Origin of the sequence: Sphingomonas epibiotica, from assembly GCF_039615155.1 — a bacterium.
Lineage (GTDB): Bacteria > Pseudomonadota > Alphaproteobacteria > Sphingomonadales > Sphingomonadaceae > Sphingomonas.
Map to the genome: position 1 here is coordinate 1 of NZ_JBDGHY010000018.1, position 20,648 is coordinate 20,648.

Here is a 20,648-nt window from a genome sequence, read left to right on the forward strand (position 1 = left end):
TTTAACATAATCTTTCTTATCGAACTACCAGATTTGCTAATCGGCGTAAGCATTTAGGCCCCTCCGGCGCCTTCACCCGATCAGCGACACCCGCTCGCGCTGGCGTTGCTCTTCCTCCGCGAGCCACGCGAGAAACTGCGCCAAAATGTCGGCAACGTCCAGCCCAGTTCGACTATGGTGCAGGCCAACGCGAACGCGCAGCGGTGCCGGCCAGTCCTTGCAGTTCTGGATCAACATCGCTTGGACCCATTTGGGCGTGGTGGAGAGCAGCCATTCGAGCGATTGCCATTTGTAAGCGGGCCTGACGCCCGACATCAGGCGGCTGACCGGCTCGTCCGACAGCAGTCCGATGACAGCGGATGAGACGTGAGCACGATATGCAGGCGACAGCTCGTGAAAGGGCTGCTCTTCCCAGGTTTGCGGCTCGTGATTTGGCATGTTCGGCAGCAGCGGGCTGTTGAACAAGTTGATGCGGCTGGTGCGGTTGATGTCGGGCGCGAGCAAAGCTCGCGTGAGCCCGTCCAACACGGCGAGGAACTGCCGAGCCGAGACCTGCCCTATCCCGGTCAGCGACGCAGACCTGCGGACCAGCGCCTTCCGCAACTCGCCATCGAAGGCGACCAGCAGGTTCAAGGCGCCGGACACCTCCTCCGACCCACAGTCGGACGCGGGTCTCGGGCCGCTCCAATAGTTTGTTCTGAGGGGTACGCCGCAGTCGGCACAGGTGAACTCGATCCGGCTCCGCCAGCTGAAGCGGGGCTCATGGTGGGGCTGACAGCGGCGGCAGAAGTCCTGCCGCCAGGTGCCGTGCCGGTGACAGAAGATGAGCGGGAGCGCCGCTTCGGCATCGAGGTAGGCGCCACCGGTGGCGTGGCCCTCGGCAAGGCAGACATGGCACCAGGCGAGATCGAGCTCGCCTCGCGCTCGCCCTTTTCCGTCGGTTCGTGGCAACCAGGCGGTCACCAGCCACGGCCAGCGGCGCTTCAGGTTGAGGCGCATGATCGCATCCTGATCGACGCGGAGCCGTTGCGCCGCGGAATTCGCCTCCGACCCCTTCCATCCTACGTCCGCTCTGACCTTGGTGCCTGGACTGTCCGGGGATAGCTCCTGCCGCAACTCAGTGATGGACACCTCGTAACAAGCGGCGATGCGCGCCAGCCAGGAGGAGATGAGCTCGTCAGAATGAGGCCGTGGAGCGATCGGCAGCGCGCCCGGCACGGCTCAGACCGTTTCCCTGGCCCGTGCCCGCCCTCGGCGCTGAGCAATCACCTTCATGCTGACCGACGGCAGCATGAGGTCGTCGGCATCGAGGTCGCTGGCCTCGATGCATTCGCTGCCGTTCTCGATCGCACGAACAGCCAAAGTCTCGACGAGGCGGAAGATGCGCCCGGTATTGCCGTCGGAGAGATCGAGTACCGACGTGCGGCAACGCTCCTCTTCCAGCTGTGAAGGTCTCCGAAGCGGCAGGATCGCAGCCAGCGTGACCATCAACAGGCGGAACGCTTCGTCGTTCTGCCACCGAGCCAGCTCGACCGCATCGAACCGCTCGGCGAGCGCCGCATCGGTGAGCAGCGCAGCCTGCGCCTCGTGGTTGCCGGTGCAGACGAGCGGGATCTGCAGGTCGTTCGCGAGGTAGCGGAGCGTGTTGAGGAAGATGCGCTGCTGGCGCGGCGTGCAGGCCAGCATGTGGTTGATCTCATCCAGGATCAGCATGCGAGCACCCACCTGCCCCATCAGCCGGCGAGTCAGGAGGCGCGCACGCTGCGTGTCCCCCCGACCGGCGAAGCCGGCGCCGAGCTTCTCGAGCACCTCGCCGTAGAACTCGCCGTCGGTCGGCTGCGGTGGAAGCTGGACGCCCACGACCGGCATCGTCGCCACGCCGATCGCCTCGTTGAACCCGCGCGGGTTCTCTGCCTCAAAGCGCTCCACGATGCGCGACTTGCCCATGCCGGTTTGGCCGTAGATCAGCAGGCACGGCATGCGCGTGCGCGGCGGATAGCGCAGCATCGCGTCCAGCGTCTTGCGCACCGTCTCCGCTTTCGGAAAGCCGAGCCACCGGTCCTTGCGGATCCAGGCGATCCGGTCGGCGTCGGGCCAAAGCGCACGATCGCGATAACCATCGGCGAGGTGGGAGAGGTTGCTCATCGGGGCATCTCCTCGACAAGATACGGAAGCGCCTGCTGATCGCCGCCCGTCCTCTCCTGGACCGCAGATAAACCAACGGCGGGGGTTACCTGCTCGAGCGGTAGCTCGCTGCCATCCCTCGCACGTCGAGCGTCGCGCAGGGCCGCTTTGGTCCGCTGAAGCGCGAGCCGCGCGGCTTTGGTCTTGTGCGCCGCGTCTGCGACGATCAGCCTCTGCGTTTCTACAGCCTGGAAGATCAGCGCCTCGTCGACAGCCTGCTGGCCGCGCATTCGCAGGGTGCGAACCGCCTCCCTCTGTTCCCATCGGGTGATCGCGGGGCGCCGCAGATCGCGGTAGGGCACCTCGAGGTGCTCGCCGTGCGGCAGTTCGAGCCAGATGCGCGAAAGGTCGCGGGGATCCCAGCGCACCGGCATCGTCTGCCCCGGCCGCGTGTACCAGCAGGATAGGGCATCATCCCAGTAATGTGTGCGGAACAGCTCGATGCCGTGTGGTGTCACGGCGCGCAGCTCGCAGGGCAAAAAGTCCAACAGGAACGCGGCATCGTCGGCCGGAAGGCGGACCAGCTCCGGGCGTCGTTCCACCCCCTCGGCCCAAGCAAGGGCGGGCGGAATGCCGATCCCGCGGTGCCGCTCCGCATGATATGGGCCGATGATCTGCGCGGCGAGCCAGACTTCCAGCTCGCTCAGCGTCATGCAGGCCTCACCTTCCGCATCGTAGTCGCCACGCTCGGCGACGTTAGAGAAGGTTGTTCCGGGTAGGAGGTGGACGGCCCCCATCATCGTGCCAATCAGCCGCTCGATGTGACCGCCGAAGTGCGGCCGACGCACCGGCCGATATTCGAGCGCAATCGAATGAGCTCGGCAGCCGCGCTTCAGCGCGTCTGAGCGGTGCTCACGCGCGTTGTCGACGTGCAGCCGATCCATGAGCCCCTGGCTGTCCCACGGTGCCTTCATGCTCCGCTCGGCCAGCCAGTCCCGCTTGGGGAGAACGGCGTGTCGCATGCACATGCCGACCGAAACAGCGGACGGCGCCAGCATGTCGAGGTGGAAGCCGGGCACGGTTCGGCTCGCCACGTCGATCATCAGCGTGAGCCAGGGCCGGCCGATAGGCTTGCGGTACAGGTCGTCGACAACGATCACGTCGACCAGCGTGTGGTCCGACTGGACGAGCTCAAGCGCGTAGGCCGCCTCGAGCACGCCTCGCGTTGGCTCCCACTTGTCAGCGGCTGCCTTGGCGCCCTGTCTGCGGGCCGTAACGATCTGGGGAGAGAGCCGGTCCAACCGCGCTTGGATCGCCTTGGTACTGGGCACCTTGACCCCGATCTTCGTTCCTTCGTGTCGCAGCCAGCGGCGGAGCGCCTGAACGCTGGGCTTCTCGAGCGTGAGGTGGAAATCAGCGATGCCGCGAGCGATAAGCTGCTCAGTCGCGGCCGAGAGCCGCTGCTCCCCCTTCTCCCTTCCTCGCGGTCGCGGCAGCAGTGACGCCGCAGCGGGCGAGGCTCGGTAGAGTTGCAGGAGCTTGTGGAAGCGAGCGCGGCCGAGTTCCAGCTGGACCATGGCTTTGGCGGCCACATCGCCGGGCACGCGCGTCATCAAGGCGAGCGGGCGAATGATCTTCTCGCGGCGATGCGCCTCCGCCCAGTCGGCGTCGCTCGCCGTCCTCAGGTCCGCGGTTCGCATGGCACGACGCCTCGGCTGGTCCCAGCTGGGCGATCGTCCGCTGTTTCGAGAACAATGTCCACTGTTTCAGGTGCAGGTCGTCGCCCAGCGGTAATCTAGCCGCGAGTCCACCCTTTCAGGAGAACCGACATGATCGGGCACCTCCGGATCATTCTTTCTAGCGATAACACCGATTCCCGCTAAAAAGGTGATGGCCAGATTTCGCGCGCTTGTCGGTTGTCCTGAAACGGTGGACGCACACGGCGAGCGTCGCCCGGCGTCAGTCCACTCCTGAAATGGTGGACATTCTCCCCAAAAGAGCGGACGCTTGCCAGGCTGGATCAGCCGAGGCGTCGTACCATGCGAACCGCGGACCTGAAGACGGCGAGCGACGCTAATTGGGCAGAAGCGCACCGCCGCGAGAAGATCATCCGCCCACTTGCTGCGCTGACCCGCATCCCGGGCAACGCAGCCGCCGAAGCGCTGGATAAGCTTGGGCTGGGTCGCGCCCGTTTTCATGAGCTTCTCCAGCTTTATCGGGCGTCGCCCGTTGCCGCTTCGCTGTTGCCGCGCCCGCGAGGGCGGGAGAGGGGAGAGCGGCGGCTCTCATCTGCTGCCGAGCAGTTGATCGCCCGAGGCATCGCGGAGTGTTATCTCACCCTCGAGAAGCCGAACGTGCAGGCGCTCCGCCGCTGGCTCCGACATGAGGCGCAGAAGATCGGGCTGAAGGTGCCCAGCACCAAGGCAATCCAAGCACGATTGGACAGACTGCCTCCCCAGACCGTCACGGCCCGTAGGCAAGGGTCCAAAGCCGCCGCTGACAAGTGGGAGCCGACGCGAGGCGTGTTGGATGCCAGCTACGCGCTGGAGCTCGTGCAATCGGATCACACGCTGGTCGACGTGATCGTCGTCGACGATCTGTATCGAAAGCCCATCGGTCGGCCGTGGCTCACGCTGATGATCGATATCGCGAGCCGCACGGTACCGGGGTTCCACCTCGATATGCTTGCACCCTCGGCCGTGTCGGTTGGCATGTGCATGCGCCAAGCCGTTCTCCCCAAGACCGCCTGGTTGGCCGAGCGCGGCATGGAGGCACCTTGGGACAATCAGGGTCTCATGGATCGGCTACACCTCGACAATGCGCGCGAGCACCGCTCCGACGCTCTGAAACGGGGCTGCCGTGCCCACTCGATCTCGCTCGAGTATCGTCCGGTTCGGCGTCCGCACTTCGGTGGCCATATCGAGCGGCTGATCGGGACAGTGATGGGCGCTGTCCATCTTCTGCCCGGCACGACGTTCTCCAACGTGGCGGAGCGAGGCGAATACGACTCCGAAGCCCAAGCGTGCATGACGCTGGGCGAGTTGGAGAGCTGGCTCGCCGCACAGATCATTGGGCCGTACCATGCAGAGCGACACCGCGGCATCGGCATCCCGCCGGCGCTCGCCTGGGCCGAAGCGATGGAACGGCGGCCGGAGCTGGCGCGGCTGCCGGTCGATCGCGCCAGCTTCCTCTTCGACTTCCTGCCTTGCGAACTACGCGCGGTGACCCCGCACGGCATCGAACTGTTCCATACGCACTACTGGGATGACGCGCTGTCCTGCTGGTACACGCGACCCGGGCAGGCCATGCCGATCCGGTGGGACCCGCGTGACCTTTCTCGCATCTGGCTCGAGCTCCCGCATGGCGAGCACCTCGAGGTGCCCTATCGTGACCTCCGGCGGCCGGCGATCACCCGCTGGGAACAGAAGGAGGCGGTTCGCACCCTGCGCGAGCGTGGTCAGCAAGCGGTCGACGAGACGCTGATCTTCCAGGCGGTCGAGACACAGCGGCTGATCGTAGCGGAAGCCGCTCACAAGACGAAGGCCGCACGGCTCGCGCTCCAGAGGACAAGGGCAGCCTTGGCTGATGCACGGCGCGCCAGAAGCAGCGGCAAGCCCACCATTGAGGAGGACAGAGCCACAGCTCTGCCGGGTGCCTCGGGAACGGATAAGGGCGGTGATCGGCAGGCGCTACCGTACCTCGTCGAGGAGATGCCCAGATGAGCGATCTGTCGCATCTTGCCGAGGACTACCGCGAGCGTGCGATGTGGGCCGACAAGGAGCGAATTGCCTGGATCCGCATGGATCGTTGGCTCGGCTTCCCGAAGGCGGAAACCGTGCGCAAGACCTTGGATGCGATGCTACGCTACCCGCCGCGCACGCGCATGCCGTGCCTCCTGATCTACGGCCAGACCGGGATGGGGAAGTCCCGCATCGTCGAGCGCTTCGAGGCGGAGAACCCGCGCGGGTTCAACGACACAACGGGAACGGCGACGATCCCGGTCGTGGCCGTTCAGCTGCCGCCACAGCCGACCGATGGCGAGTTCTACGGGGAGGTTCTCGAGAAGCTTGGCGCCGGCTTTGCGGGGCGCGGCGACGTCCAGCGAGCCCGGCAGCTCACCCGCCGGATCATGGGGCAGGTGGGTGCTCGTATGCTGATCCTGGACGAGATCAACCACATGCTGGCCTGCACGCCACGGCAGCAGCGCGTCTTCCTCAACACGCTTCGCTATCTGGCCAACGACCTGCAGATTCCGCTCGTCTGCACCGGCAACCACGAGGCGCGCGCGGCGCTGCTCACGGATGCGGCACTGGCCGAGCGGTTCGACGCGGTCGAGCTGGTCCGGTGGCAGAACGACGAGCCATTTCGGCTGCTGATGGTCACGCTCGCCGCGATCCTGCCTCTGCGCAAGCCATCTCAGCTGGAGGAGGAGCGATGCCGCACCGCTATCCTCGACCTCAGCGACGGGAACACCGGCCGCATCTTCCGGCTCGTCGAAACGCTCGCTGTGCGGGCAATCGAGAACGGCACCGAGCGTATCGAAGTGAGTGACCTCGACGCCGACGACCTTGTGCTTCCCTCCGTCAGCATGAAGGCGTTAGCCCAGCGCCGTGGACGCGGGCGGGCGACGGCGGCTGCTTGAGCCGTGGCGGGAGCGCTGCCGTTCGCGCCGCGTCCTCGTTCCGACGAGTTGCCGTCATCCTGGCTCGGACGGACCGCGGCCTTCTACGATGTATCGGTCGCCGAGCTTCGGGAGGCACTATGGACGGCCGGTCCGAAGGCGCAGCCGGATGTCCGCTGGGATCCGCACGAGGCGAGAAGCGTCGCAGCCGGTCTTCGGGTCGCGTTGGATGTCGTGCTCAATCTCGGGGTCAAGCGCCGCTGGCCAGGGCTGGCGGTGGACTGGTTGCCAAGCATCGACGGTTTCGGCCGAGCGCGAGGCGAACTCGATCTCGCCTGGTGCCGCTACTGCCTTGCCGAAGCGCACGAGGCGGGCGGAGCTTACCTGGACGCAGAGGCGGCGCTGCCGATCGTCTTCTGTCACCAGCATCGCGCTTGGCGACAGGATTACTGTCGGCGTTGTCGGCCGAGACACGCGCCGCGGTTCATCTGGTCGAATGGCATCGAGTTCGTGTGCGGCGATTGCGGCACCCCGCTAAGGGCAAGCCGCTGGACGCAGCCGACACCAGCGGCGTATTTCGAGCCGGAAGAGACGGCTGCGGCGCTTTCGATCCTGTTTGCGTTTGACGGGGAGGTCCGCAAGGCGCTGCTCGGGCATCCCGCATGCTTGCCGGGGATGGAGCCGGTGCCCGCCCGCCAGTTCCTCACCGTGCTGCGCGATCTCACCCGGGCGCTGCTGGCGCCGAGCCTCTTCAGGACCAGTTACATTAACCTGGTCGACTGCCCCGTGCTGCCGATCATGCCGGAGCACAAACCACAGACCTGGGACGAACAGCCCTACCATGAGCTTTCGCCTTACGGCCGAGCTCACATTCTCAGCGCGGTGGTAGCGCTCCTCGCCGACGAGCCCGTCAGCCGCCTGATGTCGGGCGCTCATCTGCCGTTTCGCGAGCGCCACATTCTGGAGAAGCTGCTCAGCTACGTGCCTCGCTGGGTGCAGGCCACCCTGATCCGAAACAGCACGGCTTGGCCGGCACGCCTACGCGTCCGCATTGAGGCCCATCAGCGACGAACTGGTATGGACGCCGAAAGCGTTCTGGCGCAGTTTCACGCGTGGCGGGCCGAGCGGGATCAGCGGCACCGCGAGCGACTGTTGCTGAGCGGGTGACAATGCCCGTCGGACGGCACGTAAGCATCTCTGAAGGAACAGAAATCCGCCAGTCCGATAATATATCTTATGTTAAACCAATGGCTTAGCAGATTTCCGGCATCGTTCTTGCAGAGACTGACGTGGCTTTTTCGCAGCTAAGGCTTGCCAGTCAGTCGCGAGTTAGCCGCGCCGTCGTTCTCGCGCGCGAGCGTGTCGCGGATCTTCGTAAAGATCCTGCAGCGCGCGCAGCCGAAACGCATTCCACCAGCGTTGCCAGCGATGCTCCTCGGCATCGTGGAGCATGTGACATCGCTGGCATAGCGCGGCGAGATTGCGCGGCGCGCTATTGCCAGGATCATGATCCAGATGCGCGCAGGCCAGCACGACATAGGTGATCCGCACGACGTCGAGCGCGAAGAGGTCGCCGACCTTCACCCGTCGCCCCTCTCCCGATCGCCAGCATCGCGCTTCGCTATCCCACCAGCGCCCATCGCCCAGATGCGCGACGTGCCGAAGATGCGGTCGCCGGCAGCGTTCGCAGCGCCCTCCTGCCCGCACGAACCGGATCTGGTCCGACAGCAGCGGCCAGTCGATCGGGTACAGCCAGCGGTTTTCGGGGCGGATCGGCATCCATGACTCTATGAGTCATGCGAAATGAGAACAAAAGGAAAATCTCGTTCCCTTCATGTTCTTATCCAGCATATCATGCGCGCATGTCCGCGTGTGTGATTCCCCTGTCCCAACCGATGCCGATCGCCGATCTGCCGCCAGCGTTTCGCCTGAGGGTGGTGAGCGCGGCCGGCGCTGGCTTCCCCTCGCCTGCCCAGGACTGGGAGGAAACCGCGATCGATCTCGTGGCGCTGCTGCGCCTCGACCGCGCCGCCAGCTTCGTGTTCCGGGTCAGCGGACAGTCCATGATCGACGCTGGAATCTATGATGACGACGTGGTGGTGGTCGATCGCGACGCCACGCCGGTTAGCGGCCGCATCGTCATCGCCGTGGTCGACGGGGGCTTCGTGATCCGCCAGTTGGTCTGGCGCGACGGCAAGCCGGTCCTCGAGGCCCGCAACGCGCGGATGCGCTACGACGCGGTGATCGCGGATGAGAGTGTCGAAGTGTGGGGCGTCGTCCGCGCCTCCGTGCGCAACCTGCAGGGCTGACCGCCATGTGGGCGATCGCTGACGTCTCCAACTTCTATTGCTCGTCGGAGAGGGTATTCGACCCGTCGCTGCGCGATAAACCGCTCATCGTGCTGAGTAACGGGGACGGCTGCGCCATCGCGCGCTCCGAGGAGGCCAAGGCGCTGCACATCAAGATGGGTGCGCCGATGTTCAAGATTCGTGATATCGTCCGCGAGCATGGCATCCAATACCGCAGCAGTTCCTACGAATTGTATGCCGACATGAATCGTCGCTTCAATCAGGTCCTCGCCGAGCACAGTTGCACGGTCGAGGTGTACTCGATCGACGAATCGTTCTTTCGCCTGCCGGTGCTCCCGAACGGCCTGGGCGACGTGGCGGCCGCGCACCGCGTGATCGCGGCCGTCAAGCGTGCGACGGGCCTGCCGATCCGCATCGGGCTTGGCCCGACCCGGACGCTGAGCAAGGTTGCCAACGCCCTCGCCAAGGCGTCGGAGAAGGTCTGGAAGGGCGTGGTCGACCTGCACGACATCGAGCTGCGGCGGCGCCTGTTCGCGCAATGGCCGGTCGAGGAGGTCTGGGGCATCGCGCGAGCGATGACCGAGCGGCTGCGACCGCTCGGCGTCAGGACGACGGCCGATCTTGCCGCCCTCCCCCCGGAGGTCGCGCGCGACGTGGGGACGGTGGTGCTGGAGCGGCTCGTGCGCGAGCTGAACGGCGTCGAATGCACCGATTTCGAGCCGGAGCCGCCCCCGTCCAAGGCGACCGCGGTGACCCGCTGCTTCGGTGAGCCGGTGCGCGAGGTCGCGGCGCTGCGCGAGGCGATGGTGCGCCGCGCGGTCCGCGCGGCCGAGAAGATCCGCGCGCAGGATCTCGCTGCCACCCGCCTGATCGCCTTTGCCCACGGAAGCCGGTTCAAGCCCAACGCGCCGTCCGCCTCGCGCATAGCGCGGCTGTCGCCGGCGACCAATGATCCGCGCGTGATCGGCGGTATGGCGGGCCGCATGGCGGATGTCATGTACGAAACTGGCGGCGTCTACACCAAGTGCGGCGTCATGCTCGAGGGGCTGGAGCCGATGACCGCGCACCAGGCCGACCTGTTCGCGGTGCCCGATCCGCGATCCCCTGCCCTGCTCGCCGCGATCGACGGGCTCAACGGGCGGTTCGGCCGCAACACGATGCGGCTTGCCTCCGAGGGCTTTGGCCAGAAGAGCTACGACACCAAGCGTGCTTTCAAGAGCCCGTCCTGGACCACGCGGATCGATCAGGTGCCGATCGCGCGGTGAGATCAATAGCGATAGCCTGCCTGCCGGCAGGCCGCTGCCAGCTTCATCACTCGCCCATCCTTCGCGCCGTACTGGCGCAACCGTGCGGAATAGCTGTCGCAATAGCTTTTCGCGCGAGCGGACAGTGGCACCCCGTTCGGACCTCGCGCGGTCGCCGCCCCGCCCCGTTCGGCATAGCCACGAGCAGTCGCTGACTGAACCTGGGTGCGCGCTTGCGCGCCCAGATCGACTGCGCCGGGCATGTCCTGCGCGCCGGCAGGGGGCGCGATCGCGAATATCCCGACCGTGAACACAGCAACCAGGCTACGCATTCGATGTTCTCCCTCGAATTTCCGTCAGGCCATCAACGATTTGGCGGCAGCATCGTGCCGGTCGCGGGAGCGATTATGGATACATGTAGGCGCTTGCAATCGTAGCGGCGTGTGCTCGCAAACGGAGCGATTTTCTGCTCGGATTATCTGACAATGGGCGGAGCAGTCTGCTCACGCTAATTGCCAATGTGCTCGCCATCATCCGGCGCTGCTCGCAGTCATGGTCGCCTGCTCACATTATCTGCCAGCGGGAGTGGCGTCAGCGTGGCACCCGGATGGAGCCGTCCGCGATCCCTTCGGCGATATTTGAGAGCATGACGGCGTAGCGGTGCAGGCCGGGGAAGCGACCGGCGTTTCTCTCGATCTCTTCGCCGTATCCGGCATCGAGCAGCGCCTTGAAGTCCGGCATCACGTCGAACATGCCGCCGAGCAGATCGATATCGGAAGCACCGATCAGCAGCAGGGCATTCGCATGGGCGTCGAGGCGTTTCATCGTCTCCAGCATTTCGGTTTTGGTCATCGCACCCTTTCCGCTTGCGTGGTGTCATCGCCTATTATGCGCTGGCCCTGTTCGCGAAAACCTTCCTTTCTGACGACCTCGCGGGCGGGCCATGACGACAACGCATTTCTGCGGCCCGCCGCTTGTCAGAACTGTTCTGGAAACCTGCTTCGCAAAAGCGCTTGCCGGCTACGGGTTTGGAGAGCCCATTGGCACGGAGCGTGAGCACAACGCCCCGTTTGCAAGCAGCGCCGGTGATGGCGAGCACACTGGCAGATAATTCGAGCAGGACGCTCCCCGCCAGTGGCAGAAAGCGTGAGCAGGAAATCAGGCTGTTTGCGAGCACACGCCGCTACGTGTAGCGCCCGATTCTTTGTTGGCCGCCACCACATCTCCGCACACGGTATAGCCAAGCCGTTGGTAGAGTGCGAACGCCCGGTCGTTGCGAACAGCAACGTGGAAGATCAGGAAAGGTATCCTGCGGCGACGTACCCATTCCTCGGCGGATTTCACCAGACTTGTTCCGAGCCCACGTCCCTGCCACCGTGTCCGGATAGCCAGATTAAACGAGGCAAATTCGGCAGCGCCTTCGATGCACACGCTCCGCACATCTATGTAGCCGACGAGGTCGCCTATGCGTTGCAGGACGAAGATGCCTCGTTCGCCGGCTACGGCGGCGCTCAGCTCCACAGTTGTGCGGCGCAGGAGTTCCCCTCGATCTCGGACATCGAAGATCATATGTTCCGCTTCGCGAGCGAGGGCGATCTTCAAGCGTACCAAAGCTTTAGCGTCGGCAAGGTTCGCCGGGCGTGGCTCGCTCCAACTCCGCTTTCCGCCTACTTGAGCTATCGAACGCGCCGGCGGGAGTGGGGGCGCGTATATCGCCTGTGTCATGTGAAGACTTGGGCTCCCTGTAACGCGCGCGCGCGCTTTGGAATCGCGAGTTTGCCGAGGGATAGGTGACCAGAGCGGAAAGCGTGACGTGGGGAAAGCTGCGTCGGACAGCTTAGGCTGCGTGGCCCGTCCGCTCCACGCTGTTTCCGCTTCCAAAAGGCAAAAAGCCCAAGCAGATTGCCTGCGACAGATACAAGATCAACGGCCAAGGCGAACGGTGCGCCAATGAGAAGATTGTGGGCCAGCCAGAAGGGGGCGGCCACGAGAAAGACCATCTTCATCCGCGTCGTTGATCGCTGGGTCCGTGCCATGAAGGAAGCAGCCCCGCCGCAAGCGGCAAGGCCGGATAGGAGCCCATGCCAGGTCGCCACGGTAAGCAATAGCAGCGCGAGCAACGTCGCGCCGTCGAGCGCGAGCTTGGCAACCCGGTCACGAACCACCAGCGCGACGGTGAGCTGCATCAGGGAAAGAACGCATGCGGCCGAAGCGGTAGGCGCGCCGATCAGCGCGAAGTGCAGCGCGAAGGCGCACGCGCCGGTGCCTTGCACCATGAGCGCTCCCCGGCGCGAGGGTAGGAGCGGCCAGCTCACCACGCAGCCGAGGCCGACGATGCCGAATAGGATCGCAGCTAACCCGGTGCTCGCAAACGTCTGATCGAGGAAAAGCGACATCTATGCTCGCGTCGGGGTTGGTCCGGCTTCCACCGTGAAGGAAGAAGGTTAATGTGACGTTGTTGTCGACCGCTTTCCCATCGCGAGTCCCGGCCACAATGGCATTTGGCTTTTGTTGCGGACTGGTTCATTCTGCGCCTAGGGCGGCGCTCTTCCCTTTGGGTTCCGCCCGTGTTTGGACCAGGACAATGGTGCGTGACGCTTTCAAGCTTCTCGCCATCTCGACGTCGCTCGTGCTTTCTGGCTGTGTCAGTCCGCGAGAAATGGCCGCTCGCCATCGGGCGGCGTGTGCGAGTTATGGCTTCCAGCCTGGAACGGAGAGCTATGCGAATTGCCTTCTTCAGCTCGACGTAGGTGATTACGGCTACGGCCATCACAGGGGTGGCGTGCCGTTGTTTCCTGCCCGGCATCGGGCGCCCGCACCGCCTTTCCCTATCGCCACGCAAGACTAGGGTCGGCTACAGTTCACTGATGCTCCTTCGTCCTCACCTATTGATCTGCGCACTTTCGCTCGGCAGCGCCGCGCCCGTGGCGGCTCAGCAAGCGGTGCCTGCCGCGCCACGAACCGTGGCGGGTGCTTCGAAATTCATCCAGGACATGCTGACCCGCGGCACAGCCGTCGCAAAGCCTTGGCCGGGTTTCGTGCGGAGCAGCAGGATCACGAGCGTAGGAGTGAAAGGTGGTTGCCTCGTTACGCTCACGCTCGCCGACAAAAGCGCCCTCAGCGTGAAACTCGATCAGGTGGTTGCGATCCGACCGCTTTACTCGGCCAACGCGCCCCAGGCGTCGGTGGAGATCAAAGGGGGCGCGCAGCCCTACGAGGGTCTCGATATATTCGTCGGGGACAACGACGCGGTGCGCCGCGTCGGTGATGCCCTGGAGTTCATGCGCCAGTCCTGTGATCCATCGGCGAAGACTGGTTTCTAAACCGGCCAGCGGCGTCTCACCGACTTTTGCAAGGTTCATATGCTCGCAACCGACCAAGTTGGCCGTTATAACCTCATTCTAACCGTCGCGCGCACCGTCGTCGGCGCGCCGGGCATGATGTTGTTGTCGTTGTAGGCGGACGAGAAATAATCGCTGTTAAGCAGATTCTCGACGTTGATTTGCGCCTCGATCTGGGGGGTGAGCTTGAAGAATGCTGCGGCATCGACGCGCGTGAAGGCGGGTAGGATGGCGGTATTGCTGATGGAGGTGAAGCTCTTCGACTGGTGATAGACCCCGACCCCGGCCCCAAGGCGAGGGGTGAGGTCGTAGCGGGTCCACAGCGAAGCCTGCTGTTTGGGAACCAGCGGAACCTCGCGCCCGGCCGGGGCGACACTCGTCGTTTTGCGAATTGTCGCGTCCTGCAGCGCATAGCCCGCGCTGATCTGCCACTGTGCTGTGATCGCACCGCTAAGGCCGAGTTCGAACCCCTTACTGCGCTGAGCACCCGTCAGCACCGTCCGCGCGGCGTCGTTGGGGTCGGCCGCGCGGGTGTTGGTGCGGTCGAGCTGGTAGATGGCGGCCGTCAGGTTCAGCGTGGGCAGGATATCCCACTTGAGGCCAAGCTCGTAGTTGTCGAACCTTTCCGGTTCCAGCGCGGCGCTAGTGATATCGAGTGATGAGAATTGATCCCCCGACTGCGGCAGGAAGGACCGGCTATAGCTGGCGTATATCGAGACAGGTTGCACCGGCTTGAGCACCACGCCCACTCGGGGAGACCACAGGGTGTCCGTGCGGCTATAGCTCTGTGCGGCAACCAGGTCGTCGACGTTGAGCGTGAAGCGGTCGCGGCGAACGCCGCCGATGACATCGACATGGTCGCCGATCGAGATCTGGTCCTGCACGTAGAAGGCAGTGACGTCGGCGTTCGTGCGGACCGACCGGTAGCCGGTGTTGGCGGCGGTGCGCAGCGTAACCGGCGGCACCGTGATCGGGTCGGCCAACCCGACAAAGACGCGCCGCCCCCCATTGACGATATCGCCACCCCCGAAAAAGCCGTTGATCCGCTGGTTGCGCGTGCGCTGGTCGCTAACTTCGAAGCCGGCGAGCAGCACGTGGCGAACGGGGCCGGTGGTGACGGTCCACACAAGGTCGTTCTGGTTGAGCAGGTTCGTGCGCGTCGTGGGATCGCTATACGCTTCGAGGCCGACGCTGCGGACGCCGCCGCGCGGCGTGACCGGGGTTACCGCAAAGGCGTTCCGATAGAGCTTGTCATAATCACCGTACAGGATCCGGCTGGTCAGGGTCAGATTGTCGCTGAAGCGGTGCTCAACGCGGCCATTTAGGACCTTGGCCTCGAAATCGCTGACGTTGAACCCCGGCACACCGAAGAAGGTGTCGCGGACGCCGGTAAGCGGACGTGATGGGCTCGTGAGCGAGCCCTGGACGGCCGAGGGGACGCCTCGGTCGATCGTTCGCTTGTCGCTGTTATATTCGAAGCCCAGATCGATCCGAGTCGCACCGCCGAGCGAGAGCGCGACGGTCGGGTTGATCGCAACCCGGCGCCCGTCATAGAAGTCGCGATTGTTTCGGAACTCCTCGTAAACGGCGTTCATCCGGGTGGAGACGGACTCGCTGAGTGGCTGACTGATGTCGGCGTCGACATACCATGCGCCATATGTGTCCGCCGAACCGCTGCCGCTGATGAAGGCGTTGGCGACAGGGCGCTTGGTGACGCGGTTGATCACGCCCCCGCCGCCGCCGCGCCCGAAGATCATCGCGTTGGGACCTTTCAAAACCTCGATCCTCTCTGCATTGTAGAGGCCGCGATAATATTGCACGTCGTCACGCAAGCCATCGACGAAGAAGTCCGCGGTGCTGCTGTTCCCGCGCAGGATGATCTGATCGCGGTGTCCCTCACCTTGAGAGATTACGGCGCCGGGGACATAGCGTAGTACATCGGCAATAGAGCGCATCGCCTGGTCGTCGATCTGCGTTTCCGTGATGATCGATACCGCTTGGGGGACATCGTTGAGCTCGGTCGGTGTGCGCGTGGCGGTGCTGGTCGCATCGATCTGATAGCCGTCGCGGACGCCGGTCACGATGATCGTTTGCGAGGTGCTGCCGGGGCCCGGCAGGAACTGGTCTTGAGCCATTGCCGGGACGGTGAGCAGCCCGAAGCCGAGTGCAGTTCCAATACCAAGATTTCTCACCGTTGACCCTTTTGCGAATCTCTCTCACCAACGCAATAGGTGATTTGAGAGTGCGTCGCAATAGCCTTCGTGAGCAGCCCCCACCGGGTGGTCCGGGTAGATAGTTAGTGCATTGTCGTCTCCGCCGCCATTGCCGGGCGCAGGTGGAGCGAAGCGGAACCGGAGGCCGGCAATGGCGGCGTCGCCGCTTCTGGTGCGGGTGGGCGATAGCCCAGGCTGCTATGTGGCCGGATGGTGTTGTAGTGGCGCCGCCACGCCTCGATCAGCACTCTGGCCTCGGCGAGGCTGTAGAAGATCTCTCCGTTAAGCAGCTCGTCACGCAGCGAGCCATTGAAGCTCTCGTTGTAGCCGTTCTCCCATGGCGAGCCTGGCGTGATGTAGAGCGTGTTCACGCCGCCTTCTTCGGAGGCGTGCCGACGCGCGGCATCTACGACAACATGAAGACGGCGGTGACGAGCGTGTTCACGGGCAAGGAGCGGGTCTTCAACCGGCGCTTCCTGGTCATGGCCAACCATTACATGGTCGAGCCGACCGCCTGCTCACCGGCGTCGGGCTGGGAGAAGGGTCAGGTCGAGAACCAGGTACAGACCGCGCGCGGCCGCTTCTTCCAGCCACGCCTGCGATTTACCAGCCTCGAGGAGCTGAACGGTTGGCTGGAGGCCGAGTGTCGGCGCTGGGCCGACATGCACCGGCATCCCGAGCGGAAGGAACTGACGGTCGCCCAGGCATGGGCAGCCGAACGGGCGGTGCTCCAGCCTGTTGTCGCGCCCTTCGACGGCTTCCACGAGAGCGAGCATGCGGTAAGCGGCACTTGCCTCATCAGCTTCGACCGCAACCGCTACTCCGTTTCTGCCAGGGTGGTGCGACGTGCCGTTCAGGTCCGCGCCTATGCCGACCGCATCGTCGTGCGCTGCGACGGTGAAGTCGTCGCCGACCATCCCCGGTTCTTTGGCCGGGACCGGACCATCTACGACCCGTGGCATTATCTGCCGGTGTTGGCGACCAAGCCGGGCGCCCTGCGCAACGGCGCACCGTTCCAGGGCTGGGAGTTGCCGCCTGCGCTGTCACGGCTGCGGCGCAAGCTCGGCGCCGGCGACGACGCCGACCGGCGGTTCGTGCGGGTGCTGGCGACAGTGCTCGATGACGGGCTCGAGGCGGTGGAAGCGGCCGTGCGCGAAGCATTGCTGGCCGGCACCGCCAGCGACGACGTCATCGTCAACATCCTGGCCCGCAGGCGAGAACCGCCACGACCGCTAACCATTGTCACCCCCGAGGACCTGGCGCTGCGCCATCCGCCCCGCGCCGACTGCAACCGCTATGACAGCCTGCGAGGTCTCCATGCAGCGGCATGAGATGATGACGGCCATGACCGAGTTGGGGCTGAAGGGCATGGCTGGCGCCTTCGACGAGGCGGTCACCACCGGTCTCCAGCGCAAGCGCACGACCATGGAGGTCCTGACCGACCTGCTGCGTGCCGAGGCGACGCACCGCCATGCAGCGTCGGTCCGTTACCGGATGTCGGCCGCCAGGTTGCCCGCGGTGAAGGACCTCGACGCCTTCGTCTTCGATGACACCCCCATCAACGAGGGACTGGTGCGCTCGCTATACAGCGGCTCGTTTCTTCCGGGCCGGCGCAACGTCGTGCTTGTCGGTGGGACGGGCACAGGCAAGACGCACCTCGCCACCGCCATCACCACCAATGTGGTACGGGCCGGCGCCCGGGGGCGCTACTTCAACACGGTGGACCTGGTGAACCGGCTTGAGGAGGAAACGCGTCTTGGCAAGGCCGGCACGCTGGCAGCCCAGCTCTCCCGGCTCGATCTGGTGGTGCTCGACGAGCTTGGCTACCTGCCGTTCGCCCGCTCGGGCGGCCAACTGCTCTTCCACCTCGTCAGCAAGCTCTACGAGCAGACCTCGGTCATCGTGACCACGAACCTCGCCTTTGGCGAGTGGCCGACCGTCTTTGGCGACCCCAAGATGACCACCGCGCTGCTCGACCGCATTACCCACCATTGCGACATCGTCGAAACGGGCAATGACAGCTGGCGCTTCAAGCACCGCAGTTGACGCCCAGGACCACCGGCAGAGAACGCTTCGCGCTGGTTGCGCCTCCGGTCGGGCTACGCCCGCCCTACGCCGCAACCAGCGCGAACAAAGCGCCCGTCATACCCGTCACGCTGCTCGACGAAGGGGGTCCCTTTTGCACGCCGATAGGGGGTCCTTTTTGGACGCCGATTGACACCCGACATGATGGCGGCGCGTGAAGAAGTGCGCCAACGACGTGCTGACGGCATTCTCTACCTGTCGAAAGGTCTCGGCGGAGCGGCACTGAAGGGGCGGCCCGGGGCGGGGGCGGCCTTGATCGTCAACGGGGCATACTTCGTGCGTGCCGAAGGGATCGCCCGCGCGCTGGGTGACGTCGTGAGGGAGCAGGCGCTTGAAGTGACTGGGGCCCTCACCGCTCGTCACAGTGGGTCCGGCGCGACAATCGTCATGCAGCCGCTGTTCAACACCACCGGCGGTTATCGCGACTACGTGTTCCCGGCGATCGCCAACATCATACTTCAGCAAACGCTGCTTTTCGCGTCGGCGCGGTTGATCGCTGAACGACGTCGGCGTGATGATTGGCAGCGCGACCGGGCAACCGCACTCAGCACCTGGATCGCGATGACGCTGATCGGCATCTTTGCCGGTCTGTTCGTGTTCGGGTTCGCGTTCTGGGTGCAGGACGTGCCACGCACCGGCAATGTGCCCGGCCTGCTGCTCGCCCTTCCTGTGTTCGCGGCCACGGTAGCCGCTCTCGGACTGGTCGCAGGAAGCCTGTTCCGCAGCGGCGACGACGCGTTGAAGCTCCTGATGCCGACCTCGGTGCCGCTCGTCTTCCTGGCCGGGTTCGCATGGCCGCTCGATGAGATGCCGGGCTGGCTGGCGACGATCGCTTGGTTCTCACCGGCCACGGCCGCCATGCACCTGTTCATACGCTTCAACCAGATGGGTGCTTCGATCGCTGAAGCCGCCACCCCGCTGTTGGTTCTGATCGGGTTGATGATCGGATACGGGGCGATCTGGTGCTTCGGTCGAGCGCATGCCGGACGCGAGGATCCGACCAGCGATGCGGCGGGCTGATCGGTTGCATGTTGTTACACAGCCGATGAGTTCGGATACCGCCCCGCCACGAAACACAGGTGACGGAGCGGTACCAATTGCCGAAATACGCCGGCATCCCCTTTTCGCAGACGGACCTTGGCAGCGTGCAAGTGCCTCAAGCGCGTCCTACCACCACCTTCGAGAGAGTAGGTGTTGATCGGGTGAGGTGTAAGCGGGCAAACGCCAAAAGCCAAGCTTCAGGCCCTTCGCGCCGCCCCTCACGACAGCTTCAACATGCAAATCAGCATCAGGCTGATTCCGCCCAAGCAGAGGAGCGACATCACCACCGCCAGCGTGACCCGTCCGCCAGCGTTGGCGACGGTGCGGATATCGACCCCGAGCGCCGCCATGGACACCACGGTCAGCAACGTCGCGGTATGTCCGATCGGTGCGACCGCGATGGTGGGCACCGGCCCGATCGATCGTTCGTTCGCGATCTGGCCGATGACGAGCGTGGACGGGCGCTTGTCCAGTCGATGATCACGTTGTCGCACGATCTCGGCTACCGGGTCGTTGCCGAGGGCGTCGAGACCGCCGCAGCCGCGGCGATCCTGGCCGAGTTGGAATGTGAGGAGGCGCAGGGTTACTATTTTGCCCGTCCGATGGAGGAAGAAGCGCTGCGGCTATGGCTCGTTGCCTCTCCGCAAGAAACATCCGTTGCAGCCTGACTGACACCTAGATCTGCCGACATACTTGGCGCAAGCTGATCGACACCGCCGCTGAACATAATGCACAGCGGCGGTGGCGATCGGCGTCGATAAGCGTCCTGTTCCCGGTTGTTCCGCTAATCAGCCGTGCGGCCGCATGACAACCTTGATTACACCTTCCTGCTTGTCACGGAACTTGGCGTACATCTCGGGCGCGTCCTCAAGACTGGCCGGATGCGTAATCACAAAGCTGGGATCGATCTCGCCCGCGACGATCTTATCCAGTAGCGGCTTGGTGTAACGTTGCACGTGGGTCTGCCCAAGCTTGATCGTCAGCCCCTTGTTCATCGCTGCACCGATCGGAAGCTTGTCACCCATCCCGACGTAGACGCCGGGCACGGACACCGTGCCGCCCTTGCGGCAGCTCATGATCGCCTGCCGCAGGACGTGGACGCGATCAGTGGCGAGCATCATGCTTGCCTTCACCTTGTCCATGACCGCGTCCGCCGCCCCGTGCGCGGCCGCCTCGCAGCCGACAGCATCGATGCAGCTGTCGGGGCCCCGGCCCTTGGTTCGCGCCTGCAGCTCGTCATAGACATCGGTTTCGGCGAAGTTAATCGTCTCAGCGCCACCGGCCTCCGCCATGGCGAGTCGCTCGGGCACCTCGTCGATCGCGATCACGCGGCCGGCGCCCATCATCAGCGCGGAGCGGATGGCGAACTGGCCGACCGGACCGCAGCCCCAGATCGCGACGGTGTCGCCATGCTCGATCTGCGCATTCTCGGCGGCCATGTAGCCGGTCGGGAAGATATCCGATAGGAAGAGGGCCTGCTCATCGGTAACGTTGTCGGGAATCTTGATCGGACCGACATCCGCCATCGGCACGCGAAGATACTCCGCCTGGCCGCCGCAGTAGCCGCCCAGCATGTGGCTGAAGCCGAACAGCCCGGCGGGCGAATGGCCCATCGCCTTGGCGGCCATCTCGGCGTTCGGATTGGTTTGATCACAGGCCGCAAACAGACC

At 64.6% G+C, this 20,648-nt stretch carries 20 protein-coding genes and 2 pseudogenes; 10 read left to right on the forward strand and 12 right to left on the reverse strand.

The features are described from left to right. Nucleotides 1-72: 72 nt before the first annotated feature. From AAIO73_RS19640 to AAIO73_RS19650, 3 genes are read right to left on the reverse strand one after another with little or no spacing between them, the layout of a single operon-like run. Nucleotides 73-1,218, reverse strand: a complete 1,146-nt coding sequence (locus AAIO73_RS19640; RefSeq protein ID WP_345880435.1) for a TniQ family protein — start codon at nt 1,216-1,218, stop codon at nt 73-75. Nucleotides 1,219-1,221: 3 nt separating this feature from the next. Then, nucleotides 1,222-2,145, reverse strand: a complete 924-nt coding sequence (locus AAIO73_RS19645; protein WP_168846376.1) for a TniB family NTP-binding protein — start codon at nt 2,143-2,145, stop codon at nt 1,222-1,224. Then, nucleotides 2,142-3,824 (reverse strand): TnsB C-terminal domain-containing protein, encoded by a 1,683-nt coding sequence (locus tag AAIO73_RS19650; protein WP_168846375.1) that lies wholly within the window; start codon nt 3,822-3,824, stop codon nt 2,142-2,144. Before AAIO73_RS19650 ends, AAIO73_RS19645 begins: the two co-directional genes overlap by 4 nt. A gap of 339 nt (nt 3,825-4,163) precedes the next feature. Between AAIO73_RS19650 and AAIO73_RS19655 the strand changes: the two genes are divergently transcribed. The 3 genes from AAIO73_RS19655 to AAIO73_RS19665 are packed head-to-tail and all read left to right on the forward strand — an operon-like array spanning nt 4,164 to nt 7,912. Further along, nucleotides 4,164-5,846, forward strand: a complete 1,683-nt coding sequence (locus tag AAIO73_RS19655; RefSeq protein WP_147035901.1) for a TnsB C-terminal domain-containing protein — start codon at nt 4,164-4,166, stop codon at nt 5,844-5,846. Beyond that, nucleotides 5,843-6,766, forward strand: coding sequence for a TniB family NTP-binding protein (locus AAIO73_RS19660; protein ID WP_147035902.1), 924 nt, complete (start codon nt 5,843-5,845; stop codon nt 6,764-6,766). The genes AAIO73_RS19655 and AAIO73_RS19660 overlap by 4 nt, the downstream gene beginning before the upstream one ends. Before the next feature lie 3 nt (nt 6,767-6,769). Further along, a complete protein-coding gene (locus tag AAIO73_RS19665; protein WP_242417500.1) occupies nt 6,770-7,912 on the forward strand; it encodes a TniQ family protein in 1,143 nt (380 codons plus the stop codon). 162 nt (nt 7,913-8,074) lie between these two features. Here the strand turns inward: AAIO73_RS19665 and AAIO73_RS19670 are convergent, their stop codons facing one another. After that, nucleotides 8,075-8,524: a hypothetical protein gene (locus AAIO73_RS19670; protein WP_007406364.1), complete on the reverse strand. Its 450-nt coding sequence runs from the start codon at nt 8,522-8,524 to the stop codon at nt 8,075-8,077. Between the two features lie 116 nt (nt 8,525-8,640). Here AAIO73_RS19670 and AAIO73_RS19675 point away from each other — a divergent pair, with 116 nt between their 5' ends. Continuing rightward, complete coding sequence (locus AAIO73_RS19675) at nt 8,641-9,054, forward strand: LexA family protein (RefSeq protein ID WP_007406310.1); 414 nt, start codon at nt 8,641-8,643, stop codon at nt 9,052-9,054. Nucleotides 9,055-9,059: 5 nt separating this feature from the next. After that, nucleotides 9,060-10,319 carry a Y-family DNA polymerase gene (locus AAIO73_RS19680; protein WP_007406368.1) on the forward strand — a complete coding sequence of 420 codons (1,260 nt, stop codon included), beginning with the start codon at nt 9,060-9,062 and terminating at the stop codon, nt 10,317-10,319. Nucleotides 10,320-10,321: 2 nt separating this feature from the next. Here AAIO73_RS19680 and AAIO73_RS19685 read toward each other — a convergent pair whose 3' ends face one another. The 4 genes from AAIO73_RS19685 to AAIO73_RS19700 form a co-directional block, all read right to left on the reverse strand. Then, a complete protein-coding gene (locus AAIO73_RS19685) occupies nt 10,322-10,630 on the reverse strand; it encodes a hypothetical protein (protein WP_345880447.1) in 309 nt (102 codons plus the stop codon). A gap of 259 nt (nt 10,631-10,889) precedes the next feature. Next, on the reverse strand, nt 10,890-11,123 hold the full coding sequence (locus AAIO73_RS19690; protein ID WP_231372556.1) for an arylsulfatase regulator: 234 nt from the start codon (nt 11,121-11,123) through the stop codon (nt 10,890-10,892). A 333-nt stretch (nt 11,124-11,456) separates the two neighbouring features. Continuing rightward, nucleotides 11,457-12,023, reverse strand: a complete 567-nt coding sequence (locus AAIO73_RS19695; protein ID WP_082731249.1) for a GNAT family N-acetyltransferase — start codon at nt 12,021-12,023, stop codon at nt 11,457-11,459. Beyond that, nucleotides 12,020-12,694 (reverse strand): YgjV family protein, encoded by a 675-nt coding sequence (locus AAIO73_RS19700; protein WP_082731248.1) that lies wholly within the window; start codon nt 12,692-12,694, stop codon nt 12,020-12,022. The genes AAIO73_RS19695 and AAIO73_RS19700 overlap by 4 nt, the downstream gene beginning before the upstream one ends. 471 nt (nt 12,695-13,165) lie before the next feature. Between AAIO73_RS19700 and AAIO73_RS19705 the strand changes: the two genes are divergently transcribed. Continuing rightward, entirely contained in the window at nt 13,166-13,621 is a 456-nt protein-coding gene (locus tag AAIO73_RS19705; protein ID WP_037569531.1) for a hypothetical protein, read from the forward strand. Between the two features lie 65 nt (nt 13,622-13,686). Here AAIO73_RS19705 and AAIO73_RS19710 read toward each other — a convergent pair whose 3' ends face one another. Continuing rightward, nucleotides 13,687-15,831 (reverse strand): TonB-dependent receptor, encoded by a 2,145-nt coding sequence (locus tag AAIO73_RS19710; protein ID WP_037569529.1) that lies wholly within the window; start codon nt 15,829-15,831, stop codon nt 13,687-13,689. A 104-nt stretch (nt 15,832-15,935) separates the two neighbouring features. Further along, nucleotides 15,936-16,226: pseudogene (locus AAIO73_RS19715) on the reverse strand (integrase core domain-containing protein); the annotation flags it as partial. Here AAIO73_RS19715 and AAIO73_RS19720 point away from each other — a divergent pair. The 3 genes and pseudogenes from AAIO73_RS19720 to AAIO73_RS19730 all read left to right on the forward strand — a co-directional run. Beyond that, a pseudogene (locus AAIO73_RS19720) lies at nt 16,227-17,183 on the forward strand (Mu transposase domain-containing protein); the annotation flags it as partial. Next, entirely contained in the window at nt 17,170-17,898 is a 729-nt protein-coding gene (gene istB / locus AAIO73_RS19725) for an IS21-like element helper ATPase IstB (protein WP_017977237.1), read from the forward strand. The pseudogene AAIO73_RS19720 and the gene istB, both read left to right, overlap by 14 nt. Nucleotides 17,899-18,078: 180 nt before the next feature. Beyond that, complete coding sequence (locus AAIO73_RS19730) at nt 18,079-18,957, forward strand: ABC transporter permease (protein ID WP_345880465.1); 879 nt, start codon at nt 18,079-18,081, stop codon at nt 18,955-18,957. 239 nt (nt 18,958-19,196) lie between these two features. Here the strand turns inward: AAIO73_RS19730 and AAIO73_RS19735 are convergent, their stop codons facing one another. Then, entirely contained in the window at nt 19,197-19,472 is a 276-nt protein-coding gene (locus AAIO73_RS19735; protein WP_345880471.1) for a hypothetical protein, read from the reverse strand. On the opposite strand from AAIO73_RS19735, the gene AAIO73_RS19740 reads away from it, so the two are divergent. Continuing rightward, nucleotides 19,356-19,646: an EAL domain-containing protein gene (locus AAIO73_RS19740; RefSeq protein WP_147036810.1), complete on the forward strand. Its 291-nt coding sequence runs from the start codon at nt 19,356-19,358 to the stop codon at nt 19,644-19,646. The two genes, AAIO73_RS19735 and AAIO73_RS19740, sit on opposite strands and share 117 nt — an antisense overlap. Before the next feature lie 120 nt (nt 19,647-19,766). Here the strand turns inward: AAIO73_RS19740 and AAIO73_RS19745 are convergent. Next, nucleotides 19,767-20,648, reverse strand: an 882-nt coding sequence (locus AAIO73_RS19745; RefSeq protein WP_345880469.1) for a zinc-binding dehydrogenase, incomplete at its 5' end; no start/stop codon positions are given.

Coding starts and splice junctions, on each gene's coding strand:
- AAIO73_RS19645 (WP_168846376.1), bottom strand. CDS start 2,145: ATGAGCAACCTCTCCCACCTCGCCGATGGTTATCGCGATCGTGCGCTT.
- AAIO73_RS19650 (WP_168846375.1), bottom strand. CDS start 3,824: ATGCGAACCGCGGACCTGAGGACGGCGAGCGACGCCGACTGGGCGGAG.
- AAIO73_RS19655 (WP_147035901.1), top strand. CDS start 4,164: ATGCGAACCGCGGACCTGAAGACGGCGAGCGACGCTAATTGGGCAGAA.
- AAIO73_RS19660 (WP_147035902.1), top strand. CDS start 5,843: ATGAGCGATCTGTCGCATCTTGCCGAGGACTACCGCGAGCGTGCGATG.
- AAIO73_RS19670 (WP_007406364.1), bottom strand. CDS start 8,524: ATGCCGATCCGCCCCGAAAACCGCTGGCTGTACCCGATCGACTGGCCG.
- AAIO73_RS19675 (WP_007406310.1), top strand. CDS start 8,641: ATGCCGATCGCCGATCTGCCGCCAGCGTTTCGCCTGAGGGTGGTGAGC.
- AAIO73_RS19680 (WP_007406368.1), top strand. CDS start 9,060: ATGTGGGCGATCGCTGACGTCTCCAACTTCTATTGCTCGTCGGAGAGG.
- AAIO73_RS19685 (WP_345880447.1), bottom strand. CDS start 10,630: ATGCGTAGCCTGGTTGCTGTGTTCACGGTCGGGATATTCGCGATCGCG.
- AAIO73_RS19690 (WP_231372556.1), bottom strand. CDS start 11,123: ATGAAACGCCTCGACGCCCATGCGAATGCCCTGCTGCTGATCGGTGCT.
- AAIO73_RS19695 (WP_082731249.1), bottom strand. CDS start 12,023: ATGACACAGGCGATATACGCGCCCCCACTCCCGCCGGCGCGTTCGATA.
- AAIO73_RS19700 (WP_082731248.1), bottom strand. CDS start 12,694: ATGTCGCTTTTCCTCGATCAGACGTTTGCGAGCACCGGGTTAGCTGCG.
- AAIO73_RS19705 (WP_037569531.1), top strand. CDS start 13,166: ATGCTCCTTCGTCCTCACCTATTGATCTGCGCACTTTCGCTCGGCAGC.
- istB (WP_017977237.1), top strand. CDS start 17,170: ATGCAGCGGCATGAGATGATGACGGCCATGACCGAGTTGGGGCTGAAG.
- AAIO73_RS19730 (WP_345880465.1), top strand. CDS start 18,079: ATGATGGCGGCGCGTGAAGAAGTGCGCCAACGACGTGCTGACGGCATT.
- AAIO73_RS19740 (WP_147036810.1), top strand. CDS start 19,356: ATGTCCGATCGGTGCGACCGCGATGGTGGGCACCGGCCCGATCGATCG.